Raw genomic sequence first — 16,223 nt, 5'->3', positions numbered from 1 at the left:
CAGATCAGCGCTCACTGTCAGATTCGCTTGATTGCACAAAGGCGAGGATCTTCGCCCGCAACCGCTTGTCCACGATCCCCGATAAGGCTGTTCGCAGAACGGCTTTATGATGCTTCGCAAATCGAAAGCCAGCTAGTGCCTCCTTGGAGGGAAGCGCCTCGTCCGATCCGCTTTTGAAGAAAAACATGATTGGGACATCGAGAATTTCGGAAACATGCAGAAGGCGACTGGCGCTGATTTTCTCGAAGCCGCATTCGTATTTCTCGAGCTCTTGGGGCCTTATGCGAAGCTTCTCGGCCAATACATCCTGCGTAATTGACAATTCCTCGCGACGCAGCCGGATGCGCAATCCAAGCTCAACGTCGATTACATCCGGTTTTTTGTTCATAAAGAAACCATCAGGAGAAAAACTGCCTTCATGTTCGCAGGTTTCCCTCGAATTCACAATCTTCCAGCAAGGCACCCAAGATCAATTTTACACAACGCCAGGAGTTTCCAATCCGCTATATTATGCGGCTGCAAATTCGGAGAGCCGCCGCGGCATCGCGCAGACGACATTCTTCTCGACGAGAACGAGATATTTCTCCGGGAGCGCCCGTTTCCCAATGTCGTTTTGCATTTAACCGGGCTCATCCTCACTCCGTGCGGTTCAGCGGCAGCATTCTCGTGGGTGATGTCAGGTTAATTCTGCGGAGAGTATTTTGGACAGATGCGCTTGGATCAGTTGGCCATGCCAGCAACGGCCTTCCAATGCGATATGGCGCTTAGGCGATGTAAATGGACGGCGATAGCTGAGCGTTTTGAGTGAGGCGGAACGAAGAGATTTCCGGCCGCCGAGAAGACGGGCACGAAACGCTGTAATCCGCCAATCGTCACGACCACTTCGTCGAGATACCACACATCGCTGGCGCTCGGCGATTTCCGCCGGAAACGGCCGGCATAGTCCGGGCCGAACTTTCTCGCCCAGCATCAAACCGCCTCATAAGAAACGACGATGCTGCGTTCCAGCAGCATCTCTTCCACCAGCCGCAGGCTCAGCGGAAATCGCGCGTATAGCCAGACTGCATGGCCAATCACAGCGGGCGGAAAACGATGACGCTTATAACTGACACTGGCTTGGATCATGGCTGCCGATTATCAGCCAAGGGCTTCAGCTACCGTTAACCTCGCATCACCAGGGAAGCAGCTTCAGCTTCCACCGGCAGGGCTATTGATAACTGAGGGGACTCCTTTGCAATTAGCCGAAAGACTGCGACGCAAGTGCAAATACGATCGGAGAACCTGTGTTCGGGGCTCCATAGGAGGCCCTCTCAGAGGAAACCATAGTGGTCACGGTGTCAAAGACGGACATTCCGCTTTGCTGGATAAAACTGGCGAACAGTCCGGCACCAAAATGGGTGTCGAGGCGCAAAAAACTGCCGACATGCGCTACGACATGCGGATGAACGACAGCAATCGCGTCTTCCTCGCAATAAGCGACGACAGGACCGACGACGTGACCGCGGCCAAACCGGCGCCGCATGGAATAAGCCATTAGCTTGCCGCCATCATAAAGACCGTAGCAGATGGAGCTTTCAAACAATCGCTTGAGATGTTGATAGCGCAGCGTACCGAAAGCAGGCTCGTCCAGGGCCGCAACCGCATCCAGATCGCTGCGTTCGAGCCGCCTAAGATCAAGCCCCGGCCTGATATCGCCCGCCTGAGGTACGGATAGAATCTCCCCCTGACACTGGAAGACCGTCTGTTTCGGCATAAATCCAAAAGTTGCACACATCCGGCGTGCCGCTCTTGTCGCATTCAACCGTATCCGTTTATGGTGGCATTCCTCCAGCATCCGCTTAACCAGCCACTCCGCCGTACCGTTCGTCTGCAGGCGCGGTGCGGTGATCAGCATTCCGAATGTGGCGAAGCTCTCCTCGTGCGGGAACCACATGGTGGAACCGGAAACCCTGCCGATTTCGTCAAGCGCCACGAAGCCGCGGCCGACATCCCGCAGGTGCTGCCAGTCCTGCGATCGATGCGGCCACCCGACCGACATCGAGAGAGCCTGAAGCTGCGACAAAGAGACCTCTGAGATGTCAGCAAAGCGCAGTTCGAATGCATCGACATGCAGCTTTTCGGGTATTTTTGTGTCCATTGGTGATCCAGACGCCATCCGATCCTCCCGGCTGCATATTCGCTCACGCCGGCATCATGCTTTGGCGAGCTTAGCCGAGACTCAACGAAACATTTCACTGCCTATGCAAACGGCGGCGCAAGAATTCACCGTATGATCCATACTTTCGGCAGGTATTCTACTGATTGAGGCTTAACCTTCCTTTGATCAAGACGTCGCTTGTACAGACGAGGACGGCAATCGGAGATTGGCAACACCAATGCAGGCATCGGACATTCTGGCAAAACTGGTCGGCTTCGATTCCGTCGTTGGAACGCCCAATGCCGAGATTGTCGAGTGGATCTCCGCCTACCTGAAGTCCTTCGGCGCCACGGTTGATATCCTTGCTGGCCCCGAGGGAGACCGGTCGAACCTTTTTGCCACGATCGGTCCCCGTGATATACGCGGTTATGTCCTCTCCGGTCACATGGATGTCGTGCCGGCCAACGAAACGGGATGGACGAGCAACCCCTTCGCGCTGCGGGCCGATGGAGATAGACTCTATGGCCGCGGCACCAGCGATATGAAGGGCTTTCTGGCCGCGTCTCTGGCGGCCGTACCAATGCTCGCCGCAAGCCCTCTGATGCGGCCGATCCATCTAGCCTTCTCCTATGACGAGGAAGCAGGCTGCCGCGGCGTACCGCATCTCATTGCGCGCCTGCCGGAGCTTTGCGAGACGCCGCTCGGCATCATTGTCGGAGAACCCAGCAACATGCGGGCCATCCTCGCACATAAGGGGAAATCAGCCGCGCGCATCATCTTGAAAGGACGCTCCGGTCATTCGTCGCGGCCCGATCTTGGTCTCAACGCAATCCATGCCGCCGCCGAGGTTTTGCAGGCCGCCGTTTCGACCGCGCATTCTCTGGCCCAGGGGCCATTCGAAGCGGAGTTCGAGCCGCCTTATTCATCGATCTCTGTCGGCACCATTCACGGCGGGCAGGCCCTCAATATCATTCCAGATCTCTGCACGCTCGAAGTCGAAGCGCGGGCAATTTCCGGTGCGGACCCGGCGGCACTGCTCCTACCGGTGCACGAGGCCGCTGCAGCACTTGAGCGTCGGGGCTTTCAGGTGCAATGGGAGGAGCTGAGTTCTTACCCCGCCCTCTCGCTTCCGCGGACAGTGCATCTTGCCGGTCTGCTGGCCGAGCTGACTGGCATCGAACCGCTGGCAGCCGTCAGCTATGGCACTGAAGCCGGGCTCTACCAGCGTGCCGGCCTTGAGGCGATCATTTGCGGCCCGGGCGATATCGCTCGCGCACACAAGCCGAACGAATTCATCCTCACGCACGAACTCGACGCCTGCCAGGCCATGATCGAGGCTCTCGGCCGTCGTTGCCTGGCGTGATGCCGTAAGACCGAAGGATAGAAGCCCATGACGTTCCTCTTCAATTCGGATGCCCGCCGCGGCCATATCTTTCAGCAAGCCTTCGCCCGCGAGCTGCCGGATCTCCCCTTCTCCATGGATCCGACGTCCGTCGACCCGGATGCCGTACGCTATCTGATCACCTGGACGGTTCCGGACGACTTGCCGCGCTACCGCAATCTCGAAGTTCTGTTTTCAATCGGTGCCGGCATCGATCAGTTCGATACGACAAATGTCCCCGATCACGTAAAAGTCGTGCGTATGGTCGAAGACGGCATTACGCGCATGATGCAGGAATATGTGACGCTCGGCGTCCTCGCACTCCACCGCAATCTGCCCTCCTATCTCAGCCAGCAGCACCGTCAGGTCTGGAATGCCTTGCCGCAGGTTCAGGCTCACGAGCGTCGCATCGGCGTGCTGGGGCTCGGGAACCTTGGTCAGGCTGTGCTCGAAAGACTGAAGCCGTTCGGCTTTGTGCTTTCCGGCTGGAGCCGCAATCAACGCGAACTGGAGGGCGTTACCTGTTTTGCCGGCGAAGCTGGACTCCACGCCATGCTTTCCACGACCGATATCGTGATCTGCCTCCTGCCGCTAACCGACGAGACTCGCGGTTTTCTCAACGCCGATCTCTTCGAAAAACTGCCGCAGGGCGCAAGCCTTGTGCATGTCGGCCGCGGACCGCAGCTTGTGTCGGAAGATCTCCTGGCAGCGCTCGACAGCGGCCGGCTTGCCGGCGCCGTGATCGATGTCACCGATCCCGAACCGCTGCCGACCGGACATCCGTTCTGGAACCACGACCGCATTCTGCTGACACCGCATATTGCGAGCGTCACCCAGCCCCATAGCGCTGCACGCACCGTCATCGACAACATCAAGCGGATCCGGGCGGGCTTGGACCCGTTCGGCCTCGTCGACCGCCGCCGCGGCTACTGACCGCCAACCCGAAAGGAACTCCATGTCCCTCCTCAAGACGATTGACCCCAACCCTTCCTTCGCACCGCGCGAAAACGTCGTCGCTCCGGAGCGACTGATCTCGGGCGATCCGAAGCTTAAGACCTGGGCACAGGACGTTGCGCGCAACGAGACTGTGCACACCGGCGTATGGGAAGCCACACCCGGTGTCAGCCGTTCGATCAAGGGCGAAACCTTCGAATTCTGCCATATTCTCTCCGGCGTCGTCGAATTGACACCGGAAGGCGGCGAGTCCGTCGTCTATAAGGCGGGCGACAGTTTCGTCATGAAACCGGGCTTCGTCGGAATCTGGAAGACGATCGAAACGGTCCGGAAAATCTACGTGACCGTTACCGCTTGAGGTCTACTGCCCGGCGCGGCTTTCAGGGCCGGCCGCATCGGGCCTCGCCGAAGAATACACTGCGGGACCTTCTCAAAACGGCTTTTTCCGCCGCGACAGCCGACGCGATCGGATCAAGCTACTTCGCCGATCCTATAGCATCTCGGTAAATTGACCGGAGGTATCATTATGGACCTGAGCTTCGATCCCGATAGTCTTTCGCTCCCCGTCGGGCATTTCATCGGCGAGCATTTCAGCGCCGCGAACGGTGTCATTCCGATGCACCGCCCTTCCGATGGCAAAGCCTATGCCGGATGCCCGGTCGCGGACGCCTCCATTGTCGACCAGGCCGTTCAGACGGCCAAGGCCGCGCTGAAGCAAAGCAATTGGGGCGGCGTCCGCCCACGCGAGCGCCTGAATGTCCTGCACCGTTGGGCCAACCTCATCGAGGAGGAATCCGAAACGCTGGCAAGGCTAGAGGCCGTCGCTTCGACGCGCCCCGTCGGCCAGCTTGTCGAGGGCGATATCGCGATCTCGGCAGAGCAGATCCGCTTCTTCGCCGAATTTGCCGACAAGGAAGGCAGCGACCTCGTGCCGACCGACGACGGCAATATCGGCATGATCATGACCGAGCCCTACGGGGTGGTGGGTGCCATCACGCCCTGGAACTTTCCGATCAACATGGCCGCCTGGAAACTTGGCCCGGCGCTGGCTGCCGGAAATGCCGTCATCCTGAAGCCATCCGAAATGACGCCGTTTTCATCCATCTATCTGGCAGAGCTCGCCGTGCGTGCCGGCCTTCCCGCCGGCCTAATCAACGTGGTACTGGGTGACGGCGCGACGACCGGCCAGGCGATCACCGGCCATCCCGACATCGCCAAGATCAGCTTTACCGGCTCGGGCCGGGCTGGATCGGCGATCATGGAAAACATCGCCCGTACGGGAATAAAGCCAATGACGCTGGAGCTCGGCGGCAAGAGCCCCCAGATCGTCTTTGCCGATGCGGACCTCGACAAGGCGGCCGCGGCCGTTACGGCCAGTATCGTCGGCAATGCCGGTCAGGCCTGCGTCGCCGGATCGCGGCTCATCGTCGAGAAAAAGATATCGGCCGAACTGATCGACGCCATCCGAAATCGGATGAAGGGCGTTGTTCCCGGTCCCACCTGGGATGCCGCAAGCCGCTACTCCCCCATCATATCGGAGAAGCAGAGACAGCGTATCGATGCGATCGTCTCCGCCACCGTCGCGGCCGGCGGAGAATGTCTTGCCGGCGGCGCAATCATGGACGCACCGGGCTATTTCTACGCCCCGACACTGATGGCCGGAGTCGATCAGACTTCTCCAGCCATCATCGAGGAGATCTTCGGTCCGGTGCTGACGCTCCAGACATTCGAGGACGAAGAGGAAGCCCTGCAGCTTGCCGACCATCCAAGCTACGGGCTCGCGGCAGGCCTCTTCACCCGCGACCTCTCCCGCGCCATCCGGCTGACCCGCCGTCTCCAAGCCGGTACCATCTGGGTCAACCGCTATAGCCGCTCACTTGACCACATCCTGCCGACCGGCGGCTATAAGCAGTCCGGTATCGGCAAGGATCTAGGCCGCGAGGCATTCCAGGCCAATCGCAAGAGCAAGAGCGTTTTGATTAGTCTTTAAGGACAGTGAACATGAAAACCTACAAGATCGCATTGATCCCGGGTGATGGCATCGGTCGCGACATGACCGCCGCCGCCTGGTCGGTTCTGCAAAAGGCAGCGGGCAACCGCGGCTTTATACTCGACGGCACCGAATTTCCCTGGTCCTGCGCCTTCTACAGGGAAACCGGCACCATGATGCCCGCCGACGGCATTGCAACGCTACGCGGTTTCGATGCCATCCTGCTCGGAGCCGTCGGCTGGCCGGCCGAAGTGCCGGATGCGGTATCCCTGCACGGGCTACTGCTGCCGATCCGCAAGAACTTCGTACAATATGCCAATATTCGCCCGCACAGGCTGCTGCCGGGTGTCCAGGGACCACTCAAGGCTACCGCCTTCGACATTCTCTGCATCCGCGAAAACACCGAGGGCGAATATTCCGGTGCAGGCGGCCGCATCCATCAAGGCACGCTCGACGAGGTCGCGGTCGAGACCTCGATCTTCACCCGCAAAGGCGTCGAGCGCATCCTGCGTTTCGCCTTCGAGCAAGCAAGGACCCGCCGCGGCAAGCTCGCCTCGGTGACGAAATCCAACGCCCAGAAGCATTCGATGGTCTTCTGGGACGACATTACCCGGCAGCTCGCGCAGGATTATCCGGATGTCGAAGTCACCAGCTATCACATCGATGCCATGGCGGCCCGCATGGTGATGGCGCCGGAAACCCTCGACGTGGTCGTCGCATCCAACCTCTTCGGCGACATCCTCACGGATCTCGGCGCGGCAATCCAGGGCGGCCTCGGTTTTGCGGCATCGGCCAATATCAACCCGGAACGGAGCGCTCCCTCGATGTTCGAACCCGTGCACGGGTCTGCGCCCGATATTGCCCATCTCGGCATCGCCAACCCGATCGCAACGGTGTGGTCCGGCGCCATGATGCTCGAACATCTGGGCGAGCAGGCCGCGGCAAATGCCGTCATGGCGGCGATCGAGGCGACAACCGCAAGCGGCATCGGCACGGTTCCGGGCAAAGACCCGACCGACGCGATCACCGCAGCACTGCTCGCCGCAATCTGAAGTCTTATCGAGGTTTGAACATGCAAAATCTGAAAATGCCATCCCTGTTCCGTGAGCAGGCGCTGATCGGCGGCGACTGGCTTCCCACCCGTTCGGGCAAGACCGTGGCCGTCGTCGATCCGGCAACGCAGGCTGTCATCGGAACGGTGCCGGATATGGGCGGTGATGAAACCCGGGCAGCGATCGAGGCCGCCGAGGCGGCTTATGGCTCCTGGAAGAAGCGGACTCATGCCGAGCGTGCGGCGCGGCTGGAAGCCTGGCACGATCTGATGCTCGAGCATATCGATGATCTCGCGCTGATCCTGACGATCGAGCAGGGCAAGCCGCTTGATGAAGCCCGTGGCGAAATCCGCTACGGCGCCTCCTTCGTCAAATGGTTCGCCGAAGAAGCCCGCCGCATCGGTGGCCAGACCATTCCGTCGCCGACGCCCGACCGCCGCATTCTTGTGCTGAAGGAGCCGGTCGGTGTTTGCGGCATCATCACGCCCTGGAATTTTCCGAATGCGATGATCACGCGCAAGCTTGCACCGGCGCTCGCGGCCGGCTGCACCGTCGTGGTGAAGCCTTCCGAATTCACCCCCTACTCGGCCCTGGCGCTCGGCGTGCTCGCAGAAATGGCCGGCATTCCGGCCGGCGTCATCAATATCGTCACCGGCATGCCGTCCGAGATCGGCGCAGAGATCCTTGCCAATCCGACCGTGCGCAAGATTTCCTTCACCGGCTCCACGCCCGTCGGCTCGCTGCTGATGCGCGGGGCGGCGGCCAGCATCAAGCGGCTTTCGCTCGAGCTCGGCGGCAACGCCCCCTTCATCGTCTTCGATGACGCGGATCTCGACCTTGCCGTAGAGGGAGCGATCGTCTCCAAGTTCCGCAACGGCGGCCAGACTTGCGTCTGCGCCAATCGCATTCTGGTCCACGCCGGCGTCTATGATGCTTTCGCCAAGAAGCTCGCCGCTCGCGTCGATGCCATGAAGGTTGGCCCGGGCACCGAAGCCGGCGTTGCGATCGGTCCGATGATCAACGAAGCGGCGATCGCCAAGATCAATCGTCATGTCGAAGACGCGCTCTCGAAGGGCGCGACAATCGTGACAGCCAAGCGGGACTTGCCGGCCGGCCCGCAATACACCGCGCCGATCGTCCTGACCGGGGCCACCACCGCCATGCAGCTCGCCGCCGAGGAGACCTTCGGCCCGGTCGCACCGCTCTTCCGCTTCGAGACGGAAGAAGAGGCGATCACTATTGCCAATGGTACGCCTTACGGGCTTGCGGCCTATTTCTATACCGAGAGCCTGAAGCGCGCGTGGCGGGTGGGCGAGGCGCTCGAATTCGGCATGGTTGGCCTCAATACCGGCCTGATTTCCACGGAGGTCGCACCGTTTGGCGGCGTCAAGCAATCCGGCCTCGGACGCGAAGGCTCGCAGCTCGGAATCGAAGAATATCTGGAAACAAAGGCCTTCCATATCGGCGGTCTTAACTGAGTTGTCGCGTCTCAGACTGGAAAAGGGGCCGCAAGCGCGACCCCTCTTTTTATGCTGCTGATTTCGCCAAAACCCACCGCCGGCTGATATCACTGAAATCTGTCGAGCGTTTTGTAATACAGGCCGACCAAGGGTAGGAACCACGGCTTGCCGAAATGGCCGGGAACGGCCGGCCAATCGAGCCCCTTGAGCGGGTTGCGGTCAGGCCTTCCGAGGATCGCATCCGCAATGGTCATGCCGAGATGCGTGGAAAGTTGCGCGCCGTGACCTGAATAGCCCATGGCGTACCAGATGCCGTCATGATAGCCGGCACGCGGATAGCGATCCTTGGTGATATCGACGAGACCGCCCCAGCAATAATCGATCTCGACCTCGGCGAGCTGGGGAAATATCCGGGCAAGGCTTTCGCGAAGGATCTCGCCGCTCCGGGCGTCGGAACGCTGGTCCGAGGTCGCCGAAAAGCGGGCGCGCCCTCCGAAGATCAGCCTGTTATCCGGTGACAGGCGCCAGTAGTTGCCGATGTTCATCGTGTTCACGCAGGTGCGATTGCCGGGCATTGCCGAGGCAACTTCCGCATCCGTCAAGGGCCGTGTCGCGACGATGAAACTGCCGACCGCCATGATGCGGCGACGGAAATAGCTGAAATTGGCTGTCGTGTAGGCGCCGGTCGCGATCATGACCTGGTCTGCCGTAACTGTGCCCTTGCTTGTCTTGAGGACGTGCCTACCGCCAGCTTGGCTGCGCTCGGTCACGGCAGCGCCTTCCACGATGACGGCGCCGCGTCGCCTGGCCGCCTCGGCCAATCCGGCGACGTAGCGGCCCATATGCATCATGGCGCTCTTCTTCGACAGCATCGCGCCATGAAACGGCGAGCCGATCTCATCCTTGAGATCGGTGGCGGAAAGCAGCGCGGTGTCGGGATCGACCTCGGCATGCACCGCCTCGAAATTCCTGGCCAGACCTTCGAAATGCTGTGGCTTGGAGGCAAGCTTCAGCTTGCCCGCGCGGAGGAAATTGCAGTCGATCCCCTCTTCGGCGATAATCGCTTCGAGCGTGTCGATCGAAGCGTCCAGCGCGTGATAGAGGGCGATCGCCCGCTCCTTGCCCAATTCCGCCTTTGCCGCGATGTAACTATGCGCCAGGCCATTGTTCAGATGACCACCATTGCGACCGGACGCGCCGAAGCCGACGGTCTCAGCCTCCAGAACAAGGACCTTCGCCCCCGCCATGGCGAGCTGCCGGGCGGCGCCAAGCCCGGTGAAGCCGCCGCCCACGACGACGACATCATAGTGCCCTTCGAACGGGCCGGCAGCGGCACCCGCAAAGCGTGGCGCCGTATCATGCCAATAAGAGGAATATTTCATCTGGCTGCCCTTTCTCAGAGCCCCACAACACCGGGCAGACCGGAAATATCGGCGATTTCGACATAGCCATAATAGGGATTGGCCGGCTCGTGACCACGGTTGACCCAGACCTTGTTCTTGATGCCGAGATCATGGGCCGACATGAGGTCGTAGCGGAAGGAGGACGAGCAGTGCAGAATGTCTTCCGGGCCGCAGCCGAGCATATCGAACATGTATTCGAAGGCCTGGAAGCGCGGCTTATAGGCATTGGCCTGCTCGGCCGTATAGACGGCATGGAAGGGCGCGCCGAGCTTTGCGACATTCGACATGATCTGGCTATTCATCGCATTCGACAGGATGACGAGCGGAATTTCCTTGGCGACCTTGGCAAGACCTGCCGGAACGTCAGCATGCGGCCCCCAGGTGGGGACGCGTTCATAAACAATCTTGGCATCTTCCTCCTTGAAGGCAACGCCGTTGCGCTTGCACGTCCGCTCGAGCGAATTGTGCACCACGTCGGCATAGGGCTTCCAGGCGCCCATGATCTCGTCGAGCCGATAAGCAGCGAAATTGTTGATGAACTGCAGCATGGCCGCCTCGTCGAGACGATCGCCATAGAGGTCACGGGCGGCTTCCGCCATCTGGAAATTGATCAGCGTGCCGTGGCAATCGAAGGTGATATATTTCGGGCGGAAGGTGGTCATGCGCTTCGTCCTTACGTGTTGCCCCTCGAGGCGTTTGGTGGAGAACACGATAATAGGATTGCTTTCGGCGCGTGAGCCCACTGATTTTGCGAGGTTCAGAGCAGAAAGTTTCGTATAGCGGCGTTCGTTTGGCATTTGCTTGCAGGGACAGCCGACGAAGACGCCTTTCGCTTACACTTTCGCGACTGCTGTCTGTGGCGTGACGGCATAAGATGCGGCAAGAGCGACCAGCTACGGCGAAAGATACCGTCAAGGACATCGCCTTCAGATAATCTTCCGGCACCGACGCTCCGACACTTGGGCAAAAGAAATATGAGGAGCACCATGCAGGAGCGACAGATAGAAATCAGGCCTTTCGGTCCCGACCATTTGGACGCTGCGGTCCGCCTGTCGCAGGAGGCCGGCTGGCCTCATCGCCTGGAGGACTGGGAAGTCGCCGTGGACCTCAGCACAGGTGTCATTGCAATCGGAGCCGATGGTGAGGTGGTCGGCACCACGCTACTGACGCCTTACGAAACGGACTGCGCTACGATCAACATGGTGATCGTCGCTGCAAGCATGCGCGGACGCGGACTGGGACGCCGCCTCATGGAAGCCGCCTTGGCTCTCGCGGATGACCGTCCCCTGCGCCTCACCGCGACCACCGATGGCCTGCCTCTCTATGAAAAGTTGGGCTTTCGCCAGACCGGCGCCGTCGTTCAACACCAAGGCCTTGTGGCGGCGGTTGCGAAACCGGCAAACACCGAAGCGGCGACCAGGGCCGATATCTCGGCAATTACAGCTCTCGACCGCGAGGCCTTTGGCGCCGACCGTTCCGCCCTGGTTGAACGATTGGCGGATCTGGGTGAATTTGCGATCATCCGCCGCAACGGCAAGGTCGCCGCCTTCGCCTGCCTTCGTCCCTTTGGCCGAGGCGAGGTCGTGGGGCCGGTCGTCGCCCCAGACATAGAAGATGCAAAATCGCTGCTGTCCCACTTCATGAGCCGGAAAACCGGCGCGTTCCTGCGTGTCGACACCGGCGCGGAAACCGATCTCGGACCTTGGCTCGCCAGCCATTCGCTTGTCCATGTCGGCGGCGGCATTACCATGGCGAACCCCGTTATCAAGCGCAGCAATTCCTCGACAGTCACTACTTTCGCCCTCGCCAACCAGGCGCTCGGCTGATCCGGAGAAGACCATGTACAGCAATTCCCTCATCGAGCTCGATCGCGCCCATCTGGTGCATCCGGTCGCCTCCTATCGCGGCCATGAGCAGCAAGGCGTGCGAGTGCTTTCATCCGCCAAGGGAGCGACGGTCACCGATGCTCAGGGCCGCCAGTTGATCGATGGCTTCGCGGGGCTTTGGTGCGTCAACGCCGGCTACGGTCACGAAACGATCGTGGAGGCGGCGGCTCGCCAGATGCGCGAGCTTCCCTATGCGACAGCTTATTTCGGCCTCGGCAGTGAATCGGCCATCCGCCTTGCCGCCGAGCTCGCCGAACGTGCCCCCGGCGACCTCAACCACATCTATTTCACGCTGGGCGGTTCGGACGCCATCGACAGTACCGTCCGCTTCATTCGGTACTATTGGTTTGCGCGCGGTGAGGCGCAGCGCGATCAGTTCATCTCGATCGAGCAGGGCTATCACGGCTCTTCGACGGTCGGCGCGGGGCTGACCGCTCTGCCCAACTTTCATGCCGGCTTCGGCGTTCCGCTCGACTGGCAGCACAAGATTCCATCGCCCTATCCTTATCGCAATCCCGTCGGACAGGATGCGAATGCCATCATCCAAGCGTCCCTCGCGGCACTCAGGGCGAAGGTCGAAGCGATCGGAGCAAACCGGGTTGCTGCCTTCTATGCCGAACCGATCCAGGGCTCGGGCGGGGTGATCGTCCCGCCGAAGGGATGGATGAAGGCCATGCGGGACCTCTGCAAGGAACTCGACATTCTCTTCGTCGCAGACGAAGTGATTACCGGCTTCGGCCGGACAGGCCCGCTTTTTGCCTGTTCCGAAGACGAGATCGTTCCCGATTTCATCACCACGGCGAAGGGGCTCACCTCCGGCTACGTTCCAATGGGCGCGGTGTTTATGGCCGATCATGTCTATCAGGTCATTGCCGACGGGGCGGGAGCCTCTGCCGTAGGTCACGGTTACACCTATTCCGCCCATCCCGTCAGCGCGGCCGTCGGGCTGGAAGTCTTGAAACTTTATGAAGGCGGACTGCTCGAAAACGGCATAAAAGCCGGCGCGAGGCTGATGGCCGGCCTCGAGAGCCTGAGAGATCATCCCCTGGTGGGCGATGTCCGCGGGCGCGGCATGCTGGCTGCGATCGAGCTGGTCGTTGACAAGGCCGCAAAAACGCCGCTGCCGGCAGAAGCCCAGCCATCACGCCGGATTTTCGACCGGGCTTGGGAAAACGGTCTCGTGGTCCGCGCCTTCGCCAGTGGCGTGCTGGGATATGCTCCGCCGCTTTGCTGCACGGACGCCGATATCGACGCGATCATCGAACGAACGGAAAGGACGCTTGATCAGACGCTCGAAGATCCCGACGTCCGCCGGGTGCTGAAGGACTGAACCGGCCGAGGGCTAGGATCGATATACCGCGCGCAGGCGTTTTTCAGAATTTTGTGCCGCATCGCTAGTCCGATTCGGCGCAAACGGCGCGGTCGAAGTGCCAAACTTATCCTTAATGAAGGTCCATCCCGGCAAATTCGGGAGCGTCAGAAAACAAGTGGACCTGGGAACAGCATAATCTTCCGCAAGGCGGCCGCCCGGCGCCGCCAGCAAGCAGACTGGGGTAAGATATGACTAAGTCATTGGCAGAATTCAAATATATGAGCTTCGACGTTGTCGGAACGCTGATCGACTTCGAGGGCGGCCTGAAAACCTGCCTCAACGAAATTGCAGCTGAAGCGAAGGTGACGGTCGACGGCGAGGAGGCGCTCGCGCTCTATCGAGCCGCGCGCTACGCCGATGATGCGGATCTGTTTCCCGACGATCTCGCACGTGTCTATCTCGCCATCGCCCCAAAACTCGGTTTGCCGGCCGAAGAGGCCTATGGTCGGCGCCTGCGCGATTCCGCCAGACTATGGAAAGCCTTTCCCGACAGTGCCGAAGCCCTGGCGCAACTTGCCCGCAAATATCGGCTGATCGCCATGACTAACGCCCGACGCTGGGCCTTCGAACATTTCTCGGCGGAATTGGGGCATCCGTTCCATGCTGCCTTCACCGCCGACGACACCGGCACCGAGAAGCCCGATCCGGCGTTCTTTCATAAGGTCTTCGACTTCGTCGCCGGCGAGAATGCCAGCAAGGACGATATTCTCCACGTAGCGCAGAGCCAGTACCACGATATCGGGGTATCCCGGCAATTGGGGATGACGAATTGCTGGATCCAGCGCCGTCACGCGCAGGCCGGTTATGGCGGCACGATCGAACCGGCCGAATTCACCACGCCGGACTACCACTTCAAATCCATGGCCGAGCTTGCCGAAGCCGTGAGGGCGCTGGAGGCGGCCTGACCAGCCGTCATCATCGTCGCATCCAATAAAAAGCAGACTGCCAACCAGAAAAAAGGGGAATGACATGAACGACAAGATCATGAACTGGACTGCCTCGGATGACGCGATGGTCGAGAACGCCATTCGTCGAGGCGCCACCCGCCGCGAACTTCTCACCATGCTTCTGGCAGGCGGTGTCGCGATGTCGGCGGGCGGCCTGGTGCTCGGCCGGGCTTCGAATGCCGTCGCGGCCACTCCCAAATCCGGCGGCAATCTGAAAGCAGCCGGCTGGTCATCCTCGACCGCCGATACGCTGGATCCCGCCAAGGCATCGCTGTCGACGGACTATGTGCGCTGTTGCTCGCTCTACAATCGCCTGACCTTCATCGACAAGGCCGGCGTGACGCAGATGGAACTCGCCGAAAGCATCGAAAGCAAGGACGCCAAGACCTGGACGGTCAAGCTGCGCAAGGGCGTGACATTCCATGACGGCAAGGAGCTGACGGCCGATGATGTCGTCTTCTCGCTCAAACGCCATCTCGATCCTGGCGTCGGCTCGAAAGTCGCCAAGATCGCCGCGCAGATGACCGGCTTCAAGGCTGTCGACAAGTCTACGGTCGAAATCGCCCTGGCCGACCCGAATGCCGACCTGCCGACCATTCTAGCCCTGCATCACTTCATGATCGTCGCCAACGGCACGACGGACTTCTCGAAGGGCAATGGCACCGGAGCCTTCGTTCTGGAAACCTTCGATCCGGGCAATCGCTCGGTCGTGGTGAAGAACAAGAACTACTGGAAGTCCGGCCAGCCCTACCTCGAGTCGTTTGAGTTCTTTGCGATCAGCGATGACAATGCCAGGGTCAATGCGCTGCTTTCGGGCGACATTCACTACGCCGCTTCGATCAATCCCCGCGCCATGAAGCTCATCGACGGACAGTCGGGCTTTACGCTGTCGAAAACGACGAGCGGCAATTATACCGATCTGAACATGCGCCTCGACATGACGCCGGGCAACAAGAAGGATTTCATCGATGGCATGAAGTCGCTGGTCAATCGCGAGCAGATCGTCAAGTCGGCCCTGCGCGGGCTTGGCGAAGTTGCCAATGACCAGCCCGTTTCCCCCGCCAATATCTATCACAACAACGATCTGAAGCCGAAGGCCTTCGATCCGGACAAGGCGAAGTTCCATTTCCAGAAGGCCGGCGTGCTCGGACAATCCATTCCGGTGATAGCCTCCGACGCTGCAACTTCGTCGATCGACATGGCGATGATCATCCAGGCGGCCGGCGCAAACATCGGCATGAAGCTCGATGTCCAACGCGTTCCTTCCGATGGTTATTGGGATAATTACTGGCTCAAGGCACCGATCCATTTCGGCAACATCAATCCGCGCCCGACGCCGGACATCCTGTTTTCACTTCTCTACGCTTCGAATGCACCGTGGAACGAAAGCCAGTACAAGTCGGAAAAGTTCGACAAGATGCTGATCGAAGCCCGCGGCTTGCTCGATCAGGCCAAACGCAAGCAGATCTACGCCGAAATGCAGGTGATGGTCGCTGAAGAAGCCGGCACCATCATCCCGGCTTACATCTCGAATGTGGATGCGCTTTCGGGCAAGGTGCACGGATTGGAAGCCAACCCGCTCGGTGGCATGATGGGTTATGCAATGGCGGAGTATCTGTGGCTCGATGCCTAACGGCAGCT

The 16,223-nt window shown here is 60.2% G+C and carries 14 protein-coding genes and 1 pseudogene; 10 read left to right on the top strand and 5 right to left on the bottom strand.

The window, feature by feature from the left end:
* Nucleotides 1–4: 4 nt before the first annotated feature.
* The 3 genes and pseudogenes from FHX05_RS18760 to FHX05_RS18755 all read right to left on the bottom strand — a co-directional run bounded on the left by FHX05_RS18760 (nt 5) and on the right by FHX05_RS18755 (nt 2,137).
* Entirely contained in the window at nt 5–445 is a 441-nt protein-coding gene (locus FHX05_RS18760) for a helix-turn-helix transcriptional regulator (protein ID WP_348648327.1), read from the bottom strand.
* A 527-nt stretch (nt 446–972) separates the two neighbouring features.
* Nucleotides 973–1,125 (bottom strand): annotated as a pseudogene (locus tag FHX05_RS30430) (IS6 family transposase); the annotation flags it as partial.
* A 112-nt stretch (nt 1,126–1,237) separates the two neighbouring features.
* Entirely contained in the window at nt 1,238–2,137 is a 900-nt protein-coding gene (locus tag FHX05_RS18755; RefSeq protein ID WP_246699004.1) for a GNAT family N-acetyltransferase, read from the bottom strand.
* A gap of 238 nt (nt 2,138–2,375) precedes the next feature.
* Between FHX05_RS18755 and argE the strand changes: the two genes are divergently transcribed.
* The 6 genes from argE to FHX05_RS18725 all read left to right on the top strand — a co-directional run bounded on the left by argE (nt 2,376) and on the right by FHX05_RS18725 (nt 8,992).
* Complete coding sequence (argE, locus tag FHX05_RS18750) at nt 2,376–3,500, top strand: acetylornithine deacetylase (protein ID WP_112608433.1); 1,125 nt, start codon at nt 2,376–2,378, stop codon at nt 3,498–3,500.
* A gap of 27 nt (nt 3,501–3,527) precedes the next feature.
* Complete coding sequence (locus FHX05_RS18745) at nt 3,528–4,451, top strand: glyoxylate/hydroxypyruvate reductase A (protein ID WP_183873710.1); 924 nt, start codon at nt 3,528–3,530, stop codon at nt 4,449–4,451.
* A gap of 22 nt (nt 4,452–4,473) precedes the next feature.
* Nucleotides 4,474–4,830 (top strand): cupin domain-containing protein, encoded by a 357-nt coding sequence (locus FHX05_RS18740; protein ID WP_183873708.1) that lies wholly within the window; start codon nt 4,474–4,476, stop codon nt 4,828–4,830.
* A 168-nt stretch (nt 4,831–4,998) separates the two neighbouring features.
* Nucleotides 4,999–6,462, top strand: coding sequence for an aldehyde dehydrogenase family protein (locus tag FHX05_RS18735; RefSeq protein WP_183873706.1), 1,464 nt, complete (start codon nt 4,999–5,001; stop codon nt 6,460–6,462).
* Between the two features lie 11 nt (nt 6,463–6,473).
* Nucleotides 6,474–7,514, top strand: coding sequence for a tartrate dehydrogenase (locus FHX05_RS18730; protein ID WP_183873704.1), 1,041 nt, complete (start codon nt 6,474–6,476; stop codon nt 7,512–7,514).
* Between the two features lie 20 nt (nt 7,515–7,534).
* A complete protein-coding gene (locus FHX05_RS18725) occupies nt 7,535–8,992 on the top strand; it encodes an NAD-dependent succinate-semialdehyde dehydrogenase (RefSeq protein ID WP_183873702.1) in 1,458 nt (485 codons plus the stop codon).
* Between the two features lie 89 nt (nt 8,993–9,081).
* On the opposite strand, the gene FHX05_RS18720 is transcribed toward FHX05_RS18725, so the two are convergent.
* Nucleotides 9,082–10,356: an FAD-binding oxidoreductase gene (locus FHX05_RS18720; RefSeq protein ID WP_183873700.1), complete on the bottom strand. Its 1,275-nt coding sequence runs from the start codon at nt 10,354–10,356 to the stop codon at nt 9,082–9,084.
* Nucleotides 10,357–10,370: 14 nt separating this feature from the next.
* The gene (locus FHX05_RS18715; protein ID WP_112336127.1) at nt 10,371–11,039 is read right to left on the bottom strand and encodes a haloacid dehalogenase type II; all 669 of its coding nucleotides are present in this window, start codon (nt 11,037–11,039) and stop codon (nt 10,371–10,373) included.
* A gap of 324 nt (nt 11,040–11,363) precedes the next feature.
* Here FHX05_RS18715 and FHX05_RS18710 point away from each other — a divergent pair, with 324 nt between their 5' ends.
* From FHX05_RS18710 to FHX05_RS18695, 4 genes are all read left to right on the top strand, one after another.
* Nucleotides 11,364–12,203: a GNAT family N-acetyltransferase gene (locus tag FHX05_RS18710; RefSeq protein ID WP_183873698.1), complete on the top strand. Its 840-nt coding sequence runs from the start codon at nt 11,364–11,366 to the stop codon at nt 12,201–12,203.
* 13 nt (nt 12,204–12,216) lie between these two features.
* Nucleotides 12,217–13,593 carry an aspartate aminotransferase family protein gene (locus tag FHX05_RS18705; protein WP_183873696.1) on the top strand — a complete coding sequence of 459 codons (1,377 nt, stop codon included), beginning with the start codon at nt 12,217–12,219 and terminating at the stop codon, nt 13,591–13,593.
* Nucleotides 13,594–13,823: 230 nt separating this feature from the next.
* A complete protein-coding gene (locus FHX05_RS18700) occupies nt 13,824–14,540 on the top strand; it encodes an HAD-IA family hydrolase (protein WP_112608415.1) in 717 nt (238 codons plus the stop codon).
* A gap of 64 nt (nt 14,541–14,604) precedes the next feature.
* Nucleotides 14,605–16,215: an ABC transporter substrate-binding protein gene (locus FHX05_RS18695; RefSeq protein WP_183873694.1), complete on the top strand. Its 1,611-nt coding sequence runs from the start codon at nt 14,605–14,607 to the stop codon at nt 16,213–16,215.
* Nucleotides 16,216–16,223: the final 8 nt, after the last annotated feature.

It is taken from the genome of Rhizobium sp. BK491, from assembly GCF_014194925.1.
In the GTDB taxonomy this organism is placed as follows: Bacteria; Pseudomonadota; Alphaproteobacteria; order Rhizobiales; family Rhizobiaceae; genus Rhizobium.
This window is presented reverse-complemented; position numbering and strand designations above follow the sequence as displayed.

Bases quoted from the DNA above. Each gene is read 5' to 3' on its own strand.
- FHX05_RS18700 (WP_112608415.1), top strand. From the start codon at position 13,824: ATGACTAAGTCATTGGCAGAATTCAAATATATGAGCTTCGACGTTGTC.
- FHX05_RS18725 (WP_183873702.1), top strand. From the start codon at position 7,535: ATGCAAAATCTGAAAATGCCATCCCTGTTCCGTGAGCAGGCGCTGATC.
- FHX05_RS18720 (WP_183873700.1), bottom strand. From the start codon at position 10,356: ATGAAATATTCCTCTTATTGGCATGATACGGCGCCACGCTTTGCGGGT.
- FHX05_RS18755 (WP_246699004.1), bottom strand. From the start codon at position 2,137: ATGGACACAAAAATACCCGAAAAGCTGCATGTCGATGCATTCGAACTG.
- FHX05_RS18715 (WP_112336127.1), bottom strand. From the start codon at position 11,039: ATGACCACCTTCCGCCCGAAATATATCACCTTCGATTGCCACGGCACG.
- FHX05_RS18730 (WP_183873704.1), top strand. From the start codon at position 6,474: ATGAAAACCTACAAGATCGCATTGATCCCGGGTGATGGCATCGGTCGC.
- FHX05_RS18740 (WP_183873708.1), top strand. From the start codon at position 4,474: ATGTCCCTCCTCAAGACGATTGACCCCAACCCTTCCTTCGCACCGCGC.
- FHX05_RS18735 (WP_183873706.1), top strand. From the start codon at position 4,999: ATGGACCTGAGCTTCGATCCCGATAGTCTTTCGCTCCCCGTCGGGCAT.
- FHX05_RS18705 (WP_183873696.1), top strand. From the start codon at position 12,217: ATGTACAGCAATTCCCTCATCGAGCTCGATCGCGCCCATCTGGTGCAT.
- FHX05_RS18710 (WP_183873698.1), top strand. From the start codon at position 11,364: ATGCAGGAGCGACAGATAGAAATCAGGCCTTTCGGTCCCGACCATTTG.
- argE (WP_112608433.1), top strand. From the start codon at position 2,376: ATGCAGGCATCGGACATTCTGGCAAAACTGGTCGGCTTCGATTCCGTC.
- FHX05_RS18745 (WP_183873710.1), top strand. From the start codon at position 3,528: ATGACGTTCCTCTTCAATTCGGATGCCCGCCGCGGCCATATCTTTCAG.
- FHX05_RS18695 (WP_183873694.1), top strand. From the start codon at position 14,605: ATGAACGACAAGATCATGAACTGGACTGCCTCGGATGACGCGATGGTC.